At 53.4% G+C, this 13,757-nt stretch carries 16 protein-coding genes; 5 read left to right on the top strand and 11 right to left on the bottom strand.

Translation table 11 applies throughout. The features are described from left to right. Positions 1-293: 293 nt before the first annotated feature. The 4 genes from CLV83_RS03760 (at position 294) to CLV83_RS03745 (ending at position 5,021) form a co-directional block, all read left to right on the top strand. The gene (locus CLV83_RS03760; protein ID WP_132287696.1) at positions 294-1,334 is read left to right on the top strand and encodes a CobW family GTP-binding protein; all 1,041 of its coding nucleotides are present in this window, start codon (positions 294-296) and stop codon (positions 1,332-1,334) included. Between the two features lie 505 nt (positions 1,335-1,839). After that, a complete protein-coding gene (locus CLV83_RS03755) occupies positions 1,840-2,991 on the top strand; it encodes an FUSC family protein (RefSeq protein ID WP_132287693.1) in 1,152 nt (383 codons plus the stop codon). 10 nt (positions 2,992-3,001) lie between these two features. Continuing rightward, positions 3,002-4,543 (top strand): MATE family efflux transporter, encoded by a 1,542-nt coding sequence (locus CLV83_RS03750; RefSeq protein ID WP_132287690.1) that lies wholly within the window; start codon positions 3,002-3,004, stop codon positions 4,541-4,543. Positions 4,544-4,559: 16 nt separating this feature from the next. Next, on the top strand, positions 4,560-5,021 hold the full coding sequence (locus CLV83_RS03745) for a MarR family winged helix-turn-helix transcriptional regulator (RefSeq protein ID WP_132287688.1): 462 nt from the start codon (positions 4,560-4,562) through the stop codon (positions 5,019-5,021). Between the two features lie 6 nt (positions 5,022-5,027). Here the strand turns inward: CLV83_RS03745 and CLV83_RS03740 are convergent, their stop codons facing one another. The 4 genes from CLV83_RS03740 to CLV83_RS03725 form a co-directional block, all read right to left on the bottom strand. Then, positions 5,028-5,309, bottom strand: coding sequence for a putative quinol monooxygenase (locus tag CLV83_RS03740; RefSeq protein WP_132287685.1), 282 nt, complete (start codon positions 5,307-5,309; stop codon positions 5,028-5,030). A 92-nt stretch (positions 5,310-5,401) separates the two neighbouring features. Next, complete coding sequence (locus tag CLV83_RS03735) at positions 5,402-5,938, bottom strand: DUF6624 domain-containing protein (protein ID WP_132287682.1); 537 nt, start codon at positions 5,936-5,938, stop codon at positions 5,402-5,404. 354 nt (positions 5,939-6,292) lie between these two features. Beyond that, complete coding sequence (locus CLV83_RS03730) at positions 6,293-6,886, bottom strand: glutathione S-transferase family protein (protein ID WP_132287679.1); 594 nt, start codon at positions 6,884-6,886, stop codon at positions 6,293-6,295. Positions 6,887-6,954: 68 nt separating this feature from the next. Then, on the bottom strand, positions 6,955-7,371 hold the full coding sequence (locus tag CLV83_RS03725; RefSeq protein ID WP_235009064.1) for a VOC family protein: 417 nt from the start codon (positions 7,369-7,371) through the stop codon (positions 6,955-6,957). 126 nt (positions 7,372-7,497) lie between these two features. On the opposite strand from CLV83_RS03725, the gene CLV83_RS03720 reads away from it, so the two are divergent. Then, positions 7,498-8,436: a LysR family transcriptional regulator gene (locus tag CLV83_RS03720; protein ID WP_132287676.1), complete on the top strand. Its 939-nt coding sequence runs from the start codon at positions 7,498-7,500 to the stop codon at positions 8,434-8,436. Positions 8,437-8,572: 136 nt separating this feature from the next. Here CLV83_RS03720 and CLV83_RS03715 read toward each other — a convergent pair whose 3' ends face one another. The 7 genes from CLV83_RS03715 to CLV83_RS03685 form a co-directional block, all read right to left on the bottom strand. Further along, on the bottom strand, positions 8,573-10,108 hold the full coding sequence (locus CLV83_RS03715; protein WP_132287673.1) for an EAL domain-containing protein: 1,536 nt from the start codon (positions 10,106-10,108) through the stop codon (positions 8,573-8,575). Between the two features lie 608 nt (positions 10,109-10,716). Continuing rightward, complete coding sequence (locus CLV83_RS03710) at positions 10,717-11,112, bottom strand: hypothetical protein (protein WP_132287670.1); 396 nt, start codon at positions 11,110-11,112, stop codon at positions 10,717-10,719. Positions 11,113-11,168: 56 nt separating this feature from the next. Beyond that, positions 11,169-11,642, bottom strand: coding sequence for a L,D-transpeptidase family protein (locus tag CLV83_RS03705; protein WP_132287667.1), 474 nt, complete (start codon positions 11,640-11,642; stop codon positions 11,169-11,171). A gap of 99 nt (positions 11,643-11,741) precedes the next feature. Beyond that, on the bottom strand, positions 11,742-12,008 hold the full coding sequence (locus CLV83_RS03700; RefSeq protein ID WP_132287664.1) for a hypothetical protein: 267 nt from the start codon (positions 12,006-12,008) through the stop codon (positions 11,742-11,744). 89 nt (positions 12,009-12,097) lie between these two features. Further along, positions 12,098-12,715 (bottom strand): LysE family translocator, encoded by a 618-nt coding sequence (locus tag CLV83_RS03695; RefSeq protein ID WP_132287661.1) that lies wholly within the window; start codon positions 12,713-12,715, stop codon positions 12,098-12,100. A gap of 92 nt (positions 12,716-12,807) precedes the next feature. After that, positions 12,808-13,194, bottom strand: coding sequence for a tautomerase family protein (locus CLV83_RS03690; RefSeq protein WP_132287658.1), 387 nt, complete (start codon positions 13,192-13,194; stop codon positions 12,808-12,810). Between the two features lie 85 nt (positions 13,195-13,279). Continuing rightward, positions 13,280-13,696 carry a hypothetical protein gene (locus CLV83_RS03685; protein WP_132287655.1) on the bottom strand — a complete coding sequence of 139 codons (417 nt, stop codon included), beginning with the start codon at positions 13,694-13,696 and terminating at the stop codon, positions 13,280-13,282. Positions 13,697-13,757 lie beyond the last annotated feature (61 nt).

The following is a 13,757-nucleotide window of genomic DNA, read 5'->3' as shown; positions in this document are numbered from 1 at the left end:
CAGGGCGAAAAAGCTCGCCACATTAGCGATTTCGCGAATACGGGACCCACAGGCCGCTGCCAACTCTGAACGAGACGCAGAGGCACAGGCCCAGTGATCCGAAGTGTTTTATTCTATTCCGCGTGAAGGGTGCGAACCTCTCCAGAGTTCGCACATCAATCCTCGCAGTGCTCGCAACGAAAATAGTTATAAAGTAACATCCCGGCCGAATCGAGCGCGTAACCTCTCAACTGTTACGCACCAGCTTTATCGAACAGTTTCACCACAGCTGTTTCCAGAACCGAAGAGTCACTATGAACGAACAACCCAGAGCCATCCCGACCAACATCATTACCGGCTTCCTTGGTGTCGGCAAAACCACATCGATCAATTCGCTGCTGGCCAACAAGCCGGAGGGCGAATCCTGGGCGGTACTGGTAAATGAATTCGGTCAGGTCGGTATCGACCAGGAGATGATGCCCGACCAGGAAGGGCTGCACGTTCAGGAACTGGCCGGCGGCTGCATCTGCTGCGCCCTGGGCCCTTCGCTGCATATGACGGTGAAGAATCTGATTGAGCAAGCCAATCCCGACCGCCTGATTATCGAACCCACCGGCATCGGTCATCCCGAGGGCATTATCGATACTCTGATGAGCCGAGCGTTCGCCGATAAGCTCGACCTGCGCGCGACCATCTGCTTGCTGGACCCGCGCCTGCTGGAGCAGGAAGAGGTGATCAACGATGAAACCTTCCATGACCAGCTGAACCTGGCGGACGTGGTGTTGATCAACAAATGCGACCTGGCAGCAGCTGCCCAGGTCGAGACCGCTGAAACGAGTCTGGGCAATATGTTCCCGCCCAAGCAGCATATCGGTCGGATTACCCGCGGCGTGATCGAACCCGCCCTGCTGGACCTGGTGCGTAATGGCCAGTTCAAGGCACAGTTCCCCAATGCGCATCAGCACGAGCACGACCATGGACACAACCACGATCATGATCACGCGCATGAGGCTGACTCACCGCATGTACCGGAAGCCCTGCCCGAGCCTGGCCAGCCGATCCGCAAGATTGGTAACGGCAGTGGGCGTTTCAGCTGCGGCTGGATCTTCCACCGCGATGACTGCTTCGATTACTGGGCGCTTGAAGAGATTCTGAACGGGTTGGAAGGCGTTAACCGCATCAAGGGCGTAATCCGCATCGGCACCGCCTGGGTGTTCTACAACCGGGTTCAGGACGAACACGATTTCGATAAAGTCGCCTACCGCCGCGACAGCCGTATCGAGATCATCAGCCCACGGGAGTTGGACTGGGAACAGATCGAACGGGATATGCTCGCCTGCCAAATCAAAGAGTGATCGCTCTGAACGCCAAGGCCTGGTAAACCCGGGCCTTGGCTTTATCTAACCGCAGCTCAGCACTGAGCTGTGGTAACGCATCCCCTGCTCAGCCGATTAATCTGTCTGCCTGCAGCCAGGCCAGACCTGCCTGAAAAGCCTTTCTGCTCGACCTGGTTGAATCTATACATTCACCCCGACGCCACTCTCTGCAACGCCCCGCACGCTCGCCGACGTTATCCAAACACCGCACAACATCCAAAATTACTCGCTAATACAAAAACTTAGCGTTCCCCCGACTGCCAGCACCTTTGTTCTACAAATACCTGACTGCCGAACTATGAAATACAAGGTTCCAGTAACGGAACAATAATTTGATTTGAAACTCAAACTATTTGATCGATAATTAACTCATCCGGATAAGCACTCCACAAGAGCTTTGCCACTCCCGGACGAGAAAGATCGCCACACCTGTCACCTACCGCACTCATGCGGGCAAAGATTTCGTCGAGACAAGCCAGAACCAATGAGCCAGCCCAACCAAAAACAGACCACAACACCCGATACTGCAGAGATAGGACTCCTGCGCACTGTCATGCATCTGCTGCATGGCCAGCAGGTCAAAAGCTGTGTGCATGTTGGCAAGCTGCCCTCTTTCCGCAATGAGTGTCTGGCTGGGGCTCAAACCGGTCTGACCGCGGTGCTTGCGTTGATCGCTGTGTACCTGTCGCCCTGGTCGGATATGGTGGGTTTTGCCGGTATCGGCTCTCTGATCGCGCTGTTTGGCCGCTTCGAGTCACGCTCTGGCCGTAACCGTATGCTGCTGCAAGCTGCGGCGATCCAGACTTTTTCCGTACTGCTCGTCTCCTCTGCCAAGTTCGCCGGACTTCCCGAAGCTGGCCTGCTGCTACTTCTGGCTTTGCTGTGCGGCATCTACCTGTTTATCTGTGTCACCGGCCGTTACGGCGCGCCGGGCCCACTGATTTTTGTGTTCGCCGCCGGCTCCTGCATTGGTGGTGACGTGACTCAGCAGGTCATTCTCGAACGCACCCTGGTCACAGGTGGCGCTGCTCTGCTGGGCTGGTTTATCTGCATCTCCACAGCCTTTCTGCGCCATCCGCCCAGCGCCGAGCGGAATTTTCCCAAGGTACCGCCAGCCCCACCGGTGAGCCATCGACTGATCGCATCGACACGCACCTTTATCAGCACCGCGGTCGCCATGTTTATTGTTCGCTACGGCTTCGATGCCCACTACCCTGCCTGGGCAGGAATGGGCGCACTGGCGGTCACTCAGGGAGCCTATCTGCACGTCAGCATGAACCGCGCCATGCAGCGTATGGCCGGCACCACTATCGGCGCCATGATGGCCTGGGGAGTGTTGCAGTTTGAACCCAATATCTGGGGACTGATCGCCGTTATCGGCGTGTTCCAAACGGTTACCGAGATGGTGATCGGCAAAAATTACGCGCTTGGACAGATGTTCGTAGCACCTACCGCGCTGCTGGTGACCCACTTAGCTGCGCCCTGGATCCCGAGCGAAACCCTGGTGCCGGAACGGGTGCTGGATACGGTGATCGGCGCCGGTATCGGCATGCTAGTGGCAGTGGTTCTCTCCACCATGGATGACCGGCGTTATCTCGACAAACTGCGCCAGTCCGCCGCAGAGAAACAGGCGTAACGGAGCAACTATGCCTGAGACTAACACCAACCGCCTCACCGCCGGATCGATTCCGCGCCAGCTGATCCTCTTTGCCATCCCGACACTGGCCAGCTCCATGCTGCAGTCGGCAGGCGGCTCCATCGACAGCGCCTGGGTCGGTAATCTGCTGGGCGAAGCTTCACTGGCGGCCACCACCAACGGCAATCTGGTGATGTTTATCATGACCAGCTTTGTTTTCGGCTTTGGCATGGCGGCGACCATCCTCATTGGCCAGTCGATTGGTGCGGGTAATCTCGCCCAGGCACGTCGCGTAGTGGGCACCACCGCCGGCAGCTTTGTACCGGCTGTGCTGGCACTGGCTGTCGTCGGTTACTTCACCGCGCCCTACCTGTTGCAGCTGCTTGGCACCGCGCCAGAGATCATCGAACTGGCGCGCGATTACCTCAAGCTCACCTTTGTCGGCCTGCCCGCCGTTCTGCTGCAGACAATCCTGATGATGGCGCTGCGTGGCTCCGGCGATGCCAACACGCCGCTGAGATTCATGTTGCTGGCGGTGATTCTGGCCACCCTGCTCAACCCGGTGTTCATTCTCGGCCTCGGCCCGCTACCGGCTTTCGGTATCGGTGGATCGGCCCTCGCATTGGCGGCGTCAAACTACATCAGCCTGGCGGCCATGGTGGTCTACATCTATCGCAAGGATCTGCCGCTGAGGCTGCGCGGTGAAGAACTGCGCTGGCTACGCCCGGATCCACAACTGCTGAAAGTGATGGTGACCAAGGGTGTGCCGATCGGCCTGCAGATGATTATCGTCACCACGGCTGCCCTGACGGTGCTGCGGATCATCAACGGCGAAGGCGTGAATACCATCGCCGCCTTCGGCGCCACCCAACAGCTCTGGACTTACGTACAGATGCCCGCCATGGCACTGGCCGGTGCGGTATCTGCCATGGCCGCGCAGAATATCGGCGCCGGGCGGCTGGACCGGGTTAAACGGATTACCCGCGTTGGCATCGGCTATAACTTTCTCCTCACTGGCGGCCTGATACTGCTGCTGTCCTGGCTCGACCGCTGGGCACTGGGCATCTTCCTGACCGATTCCGGCGACGCCATGGAGATCGCCATCCATATATTTCAGGTGGCCACCTGGGGCTTTATCGCCTTTGGCATCAGCCATGTGCTGTTTGGCACCGTACGCGCAGCCGGCCAGGTGATCTGGCCCATGGTGATTCTGGCCGTTGCACTCTATCCGGTCCGGCTCGGTGCGATTCACCTGCTGCAACCCACGCTGGGCAGCGATGCGATCTGGTGGAGTTTTCCGGCCGCGTTTATCGCCACCATGCTGATGGCCATGGCCTATTACCTCTGGGGTAACTGGCGTCAGACCCACCTGGTTATCGGCGCTGCGCAGCATCGGCCCGCAGATAGTCAGCATCTGATCGACGAAGGCCTGCGAGTGATCGAAGCGCCCGCCAGTGCCGACCCGACCCAATGCGTGCTTTGTTCCGCCTCAAAGAACTCATCAGATGAAAAAGCGAACGACAACCTGTCCCTTACGGCAACAACAGAATGACTACGCGATCACCACTATGACGACTCCCCGTGCCCGTTTTGGCCTTCAATTCTCGCTGATCGCCCGCCAATGGCGCCGCGTGATGCAAACACACCTGGCGTCCATCGGCCTGACCGATACCACCTGGGTTCCTCTGGTACACCTAAGCGAATGCGAAGATGGCATCACGCTGAAAGCGCTGGCGTTACGGGTGGGGGTGGGCGGTTCCAGCCTGGTTCGTATCATCGACTCACTGGAGCGTGATGGACTGATAGAGCGCAAACGCGATGCCGCCGATGGTCGCGCCAAACAGATCTTTCTGACACCGGCCGGGCAAAGCCGCGTTGACTGCATCCGCACCGAGCTCAGCCGCTTTGAGGAAACCCTGCTAATCGACCTGAGCGATGAAGAGCTGGAGGCAATGGCCGGTGCATTTGACCGCCTGCAGAGGCGTCTTGATGCGTATGAGAGCAATGCGGGGGCAGAGGCTTCGACCTGATCCGAGCTAATCCTGCTCTCTGACCGTGTAATTCCGCTCTACGTTGGTGGTGATCTCTCCCCAGGCCGATTGCCTTACACGCTGCTGATGCAATTCAAATGCAGACTGGTCGACAAACTCCTCATAAACGTTGAAAACGTTCGGGGCGCCGGGCTTCTGTGTCACCTGAAACAGAAGGCAGCCTTCTTCTTCCTGGGTTAACGCTATATGGGTTTGGAGCTCGGCGGATACGGCTTCGAGGTCATCATCTGGAACGACGATATAGCCCTCGAGGATCACTTTGGACATACGGTTTCTCAATATTTCAAAGACGTAGGGTGCTGGCCACCTGGTTACAGCGATACGGATATAAGAATGTCTCAAGAGCTTAGCTAACTGGCTTATCCAGCATTGGCCCGGCGTTGCCGCTCCCGTTCTGTCATCTCTTCCAGGCGCTCCTCAAGTGAGTTCAGCCCAAGCCGTGCACGGCGCTCATTAACGCCGGCGGCATCATCGATAGGAAACGGCGTCGGCCACCCGTTCTCATCAATATCAAACTGGGTGCCGTAATACTGCGGCTTGCCAGCTAGCGTACATACCCGGTCCTGGAGGAACGCCAGTTGCCAGCCCGCGACATCGGACCGCCCAACAGCCGCTTCCAGCAGGCCGATACACTCCGCCATAAATTCAGGGTCTGAAACAGAATGCTGAACCACCAGCCATGCCGCTTTGGCGCCCTCTTCGCCCACTAACGAAATACCGGGCCAGCCGTGCGCGCTGATCATCTCTTTTAGTCGGGAGGTATTGGCCTGGTGCAGGGCTTTTATCCGGGGATGATAAGCATCGGAGGGCAACTCGCCGGAGTCGAAAAGCTGCTGTAACACCTGCTGGTCTTTGCTCATCATCCTGATGAGTTCATCTGCGAGGCTTTGATTCATGGGTTCCTTTTCCTGCTAACACCCTGATTGCCTGTCACTTCTACGCCAATAACCACCCAATCTGTCGTGCCAGCGGGAAAGCTGATGGCAACCTCGATCTACAGAGCTAGATTGGCAATGCCCTGATGGGTGCGAAGCCGGCCTTATACCGAGTTTTGATGGGCTAGGTGCTGCGCCAGGTTCAGGGTTAACCAGGGGTCATCCTTGGTTCATTTGAGGGCTTTACCCTATCTATTTGTAAAACCATCGTAGCGAGCGTGGGACGAAAAAGCAGTAAGCGATTGAAATAACCAGAGTTGTTATTGGCTATACCGGCTGCATTGCACAGCCGATATAGCAACAGGCCAGCCTTTACTAAATTCCCGGCATATCAATGTAGCCCGGCAGCTGCTTGATACGCCCAATCCAGTCCTGAATGGCCGGATAGTTCTCCAGCGTTAAGCCGCCTTCCCAACCCAGCGCCACATAAGGGAATACCGCCAGATCGGCAATCGTCGGACGATCCAGAGCCAACCATTCATTGCGCTGCAGATGCTGCTCAAGCAACGGCAAAATGTGAGCACTGACGGCCAGAGCGCGCTCCTTGTCCAGGGCAGAGCCGAATTTGTCGACCAGTCGCGCGGCATTGGGGCCGTTGAATATTTCGTTGGCGGCGGTCGATAACCACTGCATCACCTCGCCTTGCTGGGCAGCGCCGTCCGGCCACCACTGGTGTCCACCGTATTGGCGCGCCAGGTACACCAGAATGGCTTGCGAATCGCGCAATACCACCTCACCATCCACTAGCACCGGCAATTCGCCAAACGGGTTGAGGTCGATCACCGGTGAGCGTTTGTGAGCACCGTCAAGGAAGTCGACCGGCTTGATGTCGAGCTCCACACCAATCAGCGCCGCCAGCAGGCGCACCTTGTAGCAGTTACCGGAGAGTTCAAGATCGTAGAGTTTCATTTCAATACCTTTGGGGTTTTATTGTTATCTAACGGTGGTTAAATCGCACCGGCTCGGGAAATTAACAGTCACGACTCAGGCACAGCCAACAGCTGATTGAATTCCAGCACGTTACGGTCAGGGTCGCGGATAAACAGAGTGATGCGTCGCGGGCCAATTGGATGAATGCCTTCGGTAATGGCGATGCCCTGCTGATCAAGCCAATCTTTCATGGCGTGGAGGTCATCCACTACAAACGCGGCGTGAGTAACGCCGGGCAATTTGACCGGCTCGTCGAGCAACGCATTACGCCCGCACCGCGCCTTGCTCGCATTGAAAATAAGATTAATGCGCACGCCGTCCGGCGATTCCATTTCATTGGCTTCATAGGCGCCAAAGCAGCGCACCTCTTCAAAGCCCAACTGCTGGTAAAACGCCACCGCAGTCTGACGGTCGCTGACACGAATTCCGACATGGTCGAAGGCACGAATAGCTTGTGGGTTCACAACGGGCTCCAAAGTACGAGAAGACGCCCCCAGTAAACGCCTTTCGGACAATGCAATAAATGTCGCGGAGCTGTAACGTTTATTGAGTTTTTTGCACAAATACATTTTTACGGTGGGCAGACGGCGATGGATAAGCTCAAGGCCATGACAACCTTTGTGGCGATTGTGGATCACGGCAGCATGAGTGCAGCAGCAGAGCAGCTATCTCGCTCCCCCGCTGCGGTGGTGCGAAGCCTGGCCGAACTGGAAAAGCAGCTCGGTGTGCGCTTGCTAAATCGCAGTACCCGCAGGCTGGCGCTGACCGATGAGGGACGTGACTACCTGCAACACTGCAGGCAGATTCTGGCAGACATCGACGCGGCCGAATTCCAGCTCGACAGCCGGCGGGCCAACCCGGCAGGCAAGTTAGCGATCACCGCACCGATCATGTTCGGTCGCTTGCATATTGCCCCGGTGCTGACCCAATGGCTGCAACAACACCCTTCCATGAGTGCCGAGCTGACCTTGCTCGATCGTACCGTCGATCTGATTGAGGAAGGCTTTGATCTGGCTTTGCGCATAGGACGGTTGGCCGACTCATCACTGGTTGCCAAGCCTGTCGGGGCCGTGAAGTGGGTTCTGTGCGCGAGCCCCACGCTGCTTGAATCCCTGCAGCTGAAATATGGGCCGATTGAACAGCCCGATCAGTTAAGCCAGCTACCAACGCTTGGCTTTGCGGCCGCTGGTAACCAGTGGCAATTTAACGAACATGGCCGCGATCTCAGTGTGCCAGTTAATCCGGTATTCACCTGTAATCAGATCGATACACTGTTGCAGGCCTGCCGCGATGGTCTTGGAATAATCCGGGTATTGTCGTATCAAGCGCAACGGGATTTTGAACGGGGCACCCTGGTCCCCCTGTTCCCCGACTTAGGCCCGGCGCCATTGCCGGTTCAATTCGTGATGCCGCACAACCGGCTGGTTTCACCCAGAGTGCGGAGCTTTTTGAACAGCGCGACCGAGCCTCTGCAACAGCGCCTCACGACGGTAGAAGCCACGCTATCTGCTTGCTCCATCTCCCTGTAGTCCTGACGGCAGATGAGCCTTGGCGATATGCATACAACGGTGATTGACACCCATCTATTGAAGCAAGCAGCTCAGCGAGTGTGGAGCCCGATTCTCATAAAAGGCCCTACAGCGAGAGCGGGCCCCTATCGGCACCTCAACTTTCGTTCTGCGCCTCGATAAGCGATACCAGCTCCTCAAAACTCATTGGCTTCCCGAACAGGTAGCCCTGACCATAATGCACGCCCACATCGACCAGCGCCTGGTGCTGCCTGCTGTTTTCGATCCCCTCTGCTACCACTTCGGCACCGATTTTCGCGGCGATATCGACAATATGCGGGATTAACGTAGAACGCACCGAATCACCACCCATTGCGCTGATAAAGCTGCGATCAATCTTCAGGGTATTACATTGAAAATCCCTGATCTGACTCAGGTTGGAATACCCTGTACCGAAGTCATCGACAGCGATCTGGTAACCATGATCAGCCATGGTTACCAGTACCTCTGAGCTCTCCAGCGTGGAAAGGCGCTCATTCTCAGTCACCTCAAGCACATACTGAATGCCCTCCCGTTGCAGCTCACCGCTGGATAGCAGCTCCAGTACGTGGGCATTCTCGATATCCTGGGCAAAGAAGTTGATGTTGATCTTAAACGGTTTCGGCAGCGCAGAGATTGACTCCAGGTCATCCCGCATCTGGTTGATGATCAACTGCGTAAAAGGCCAGGTTTTTTTTCTGGAATGAATCACCGGAATGAACAGGTCGGGGGCAATATCTCCCCTCGCGTCTCCAAAACGCGCGAGAGCTTCACAGCCGATAATCTTGCCGCTTGCAAGCTCAACGATAGGTTGATAAAGGCAACGAAAGGCACCAGCCGAAAGCCCGCGTATTACCCGCGCCTCTATGGAACGGTAACGACGGATAAAGCTGGAAACGCCCAACGCACTGAACAGTGCCAATAAAAAAGAAACGGCGACCCAGCCAACCAGGGCCTGGTAATACTGCTGGTGGAAAAACAGGTTAGTCGCGGAGATTGTGATACAGAACGGCAGGGTCTCTATGCAGTCGTGTACTTTGAATGCTTTACTCGGTGTGCGCGCAGGCCCTGCGGCAACGAGGCCGTCTTCCAGACGACTGGTGAACCCCTCCGCTACATCAAGGCGCCAGGCTGTATTAAGACCAACCAGGTGCTCCAGAAAATCACGATGGATAACCCCGCTGAAACTACCGGACTGGATAACCATCGCCTGAAGCTCTTGATCAGTCAGCCGGATCGGCACATCGATCCAGACAGCAGCGCCACTTTCGGTAGTAAAATCCGGCTCTTCAATCTGTACGGCTTGCTCCAGCCGTCCTAAAGCGGCGCTGCAGATCAAATAGCCATCTTTTACAAAACTGACGCCCTTGATATTGGCAGACACAAACATCGCCTGTCGCATCTCAAGCAGGGTATCGGCATCGCAATCCTGGTTGCTGTCGGCTTTGCGCGCATTGAGCGTATCGAGTGTCGACAATACATCGTCGGCGACCACTTCTATCTGATTCAGACTCGCGCTAGCCTGGTGTTGAAGCAGCAACTGGAAGTCCCCTTTTAACAGGGTGTAGCTGGTGTAATAGGTTGCCAGGCCCACAAGCACGCTGACGAAAATCACGCAGACCTTGTCAAATATTGGGTTTGCTTTGCTATTCACCCCAGGCCCCTACTCAGACACTTTCCTTGTGGTTATCCGCTAGCCCGAATGCAATTCACCGCAGTTTGGCATCAGCTGAGTTTCGATAATCCTGTCCTTATAACCTTGCGTTGAGGGTTCTATAGCTCAATCGAGCTCAGCGGAGGCTAGCAAGGTAGCCGTGTAACGGCGCCCGTATAGATCGCCTGTTCTCGGGAGCAAGATTTCCATCACGCTCCCAGATTATAGATCGCCAGGGGGCAACAGATGACAGAGTGATGGGAATGAGCTCGCTGGCCGCAGCGAGCCGCGACTGGCTCAGTTTTACGGCGGAGTTGCACTGGCTTAGTAAGCCAGTCAGATTCAGTGGCGATCTTCTTAGCGACCCCATCAGGTTGATACGCCCGCGCAGCTTTAGAACCCATTAGTTCAGCAGCTAAGTCCAAGGATCCATCGTAATGGAGTAGAGGAAATAGGACTCTGATCCGAGTTTCTAAAACTAAGATCGCCCAAATCGCTCATATATTGATCGATACTCGTTTGAAATTAACGCTCAATTAAGGGGTTGGAGCTACATAGCAGTAGAGGTCCCAGCCTGCTTGCGGGTGACTACAATTGATTATTATGCGTTAAAGTTTGAAGTTGAACTGGCCACAATAAGTTAACGACGAATTGGAAACGGGTTTTTCTTTTAAAGAAAAGCCACCTAAAGCCTGCTCATAAACCAACACAAGTACGTTCGCCCCAACAATATTCTCTTTGATATGAGCTATATCGGAGGCCGCAACTCCTATGCTGGAAAGGTATTGAAAATCTAAATCGACAGTTTCAATGAAATCTTCATCCAAATATGAGTCGATATTCTTTCGTAGTTGATGGGATGGATTCCGATCTTCCCAAGCTGCGTACTCTTCATCAGAAACTGATTCATCTGGCTCTGGCTCCCATTGAGGCTGAGAGTAGAGGCAGGCTGCGTCAATATCTTCAAACTCCCCCGAGAATACGTAAACAAACTTTTCTTGCATAGCTTTTGACGTCCCTGTCAGAGTAGCTGAATAATTTTCATCGATTTTTATATGGATTACCACTTAATTTCAATTTTTGTACCGACATTAACCAGATCCATGAACTCATCCATTTCATCGTTCGTCAGTGCAATACACCCATTTGTCCAATTGAAGCGCTGCGAAACTGGAGAAAGCCATCCTAGCCAGTTACGCTGACCATGGACCATGATAAACCCACCTGGAGGAACATCTAATTCCTCAGCATTCGCCATATCTTCTTGATTTGGGTAGCTTATATGCATTGCTCTATAGAATGATGAATCTTCCTTCTTGTAATCTAAGGTGTAGTCACCCTCCGGCGTCCGCTCATCACCCTCTTGTTGCTTGGGCCCCTTAGGATTAGCGCCAAGTGCAACATGGTACTCCTTTACTATTTCCCCGCCAGACAACAGATACATTTTCCTCTCGGACTTATCGACCCGTACTAGATCAACACCTGCATTAGCTTGGGATGAAATCAACGCGAGAAGTATCAGTAAATATCTCATAGTATATAACGCTTTGCTAAGGGGCCTGAGCAGCGAAGCTGCGTAGGTCTCAAGGAGGGCCAAAGGCCTGGAGTAAACTTGAGCAATTTATTATAAGGATCATTCTTCGCATACTGTTTTAATTGGCAAACCATCTTTGTATGCGAAATATTCGAAGCACTTCTTTCCATCTACAACGATTTCTCTAACACCAGATGATCCTACATACTCTGCTTCAGTAAAAGTAACCATACCATCACCGTTTAGATCCATGTCATCCCATGTATATCGAGAATCACTTAGATTGACGATATAAATCAATATAAATACTGCTATCGGAACAGAGACTACAACCCCTAGTATCATATTTGCCTTTTTAGTTTCCATACACCTAAGCCTTATAACGCTGCCAACAGGCGTAGCGTTGTAGTGGAGGCGTGGCCGCAACGAAAAAGCTGTCGCTACGCCTGATCCTGTTATACCCGATCACTAAAAGCCAACTTAAGTCCGAGCGCAGCAAAACTTGTAGCGAAAATTCTATGCATGACACTGCTGGCTATTTTTGACTTAACAATAAAATGGCTAAAAATTCCTGAAAGAACACCGTACACAATAAACACAGCAAAGGTCATAACCATAAAAACAAGCCCAAGGACCATCATACCAACTAGAGCGCTATCGGTTTTGCTAGATATAAACTGTGGCAGGAAAGCCAAAAAGAATATAGAAAGTTTAGGGTTTAGGATATTGATCAAACATCCTTTGACAACAATGTCAGTGTATCTCCCTCCTGCTTTATTATCTTTCAAACAGAGTGGAGAAGAAAACCGCCACATTTGCCATGCAAGATAAATCAAGTATAAAGCACCAGTATATTTTACCACCTGAAATGCGAGCGCACTGGCATGAAAGATAGCGGCAAGACCAAAAGCACTGGCTAAAAGTGCAGGGACTATACCGAGGGTGCATCCGAATGCAGCAAATATGCTCGCACGTTTACCTACGAAGATCCCTGTTGCGACGGTATATATAACCCCTGTTCCCGGAATTAGAACCACCACTAGCGAGGTGAGTAAAAACTCTATAGAAATCATCTAAAGCTTCCTTTCCATTAACGGTATAACGCCAGCAGTAATGGGTGCCACCCACAGAGCTCAGCACAGTTTCCAGCCCGTTGACCACATTGTTACACATTGACCGAATACTTGAGGTCACGCGCCTCATCTCCGGTAATGCCTCGAAAGCCCCAACAGTGAGGTGGTTGTTCCTTGATCGTGACTTCAACATCCACGGGTGAGATGCCAACCTCGGACTCAATCTTGTTGAATAGCTCCTTGATCAGAGCTTTTTGGGTCTCGGGAGCTCTACCCTGCATCATATTGATCTCGATGACAGTGTAGGCGGGCGTCCTGCCAACGGGGTAATAAAAATCCTCAGATTCCATAGGGATAAAACGGTGAGCCCGCTTGTCTTCAGGCATACCAAGTACAGACTGCATACATCCGTGAATGACCTCAGAGAGCTGAGCCTTGATCGGATTAAGGTGTTCTTTGATTCCATAGATAACTATCACAACTGCTCCTGCAATGTGTAATGCCTCGGTGCTTTAGTCTGTCCCAACCGCAGGCCCTTGCTGCTTTGACTTGTTACAAGTTGGATCACGCGAAGAACTCCATTACTGGCTTGTCCTCCGCAACTATGTGATCGGTGATCTGATATACATATTTGATCCAAGGGTGATCTAAGGCTGCTTCACGATCTAGGATCTTGCCCATGAACTCAACGTGACTCCAGGGCGATTCTGCTTTATCCGTGACGGTCACTGCCCAATTATCATTGTCATCCCAGATGTTAACTGCGAAAGCTGTGCGCATTTCTGGCTCAGCCCCTTCCCCCCAATCACCCAGACCTATCAGTGAGTATGCAAACTTATCTTCATGGCCGTTTGTAAACAGCACATAGTAGACGGCAAATGCATCCCCATCTCGATACACAAACCTAGTCAACCGTGTTGTGGTATTTCCACAACATTCACAAACTTCTTGCTTTGGTTCTTCAAATTCAATTCCGATCATTTCTCAGTACCTAAGACTTTTAACGTCGTGGTCAGTAGAGCAATGTAGTGGAGTAAGTTCT

Origin of the sequence: Marinobacterium mangrovicola, assembly GCF_004339595.1 — a bacterium.
GTDB classification, from domain to species: domain Bacteria; phylum Pseudomonadota; class Gammaproteobacteria; order Pseudomonadales; family Balneatricaceae; genus Marinobacterium_D; species Marinobacterium_D mangrovicola.
The sequence above is the reverse complement of the archived record's forward strand: the minus strand, read 5'-3'. Positions and strand labels throughout refer to the sequence as shown.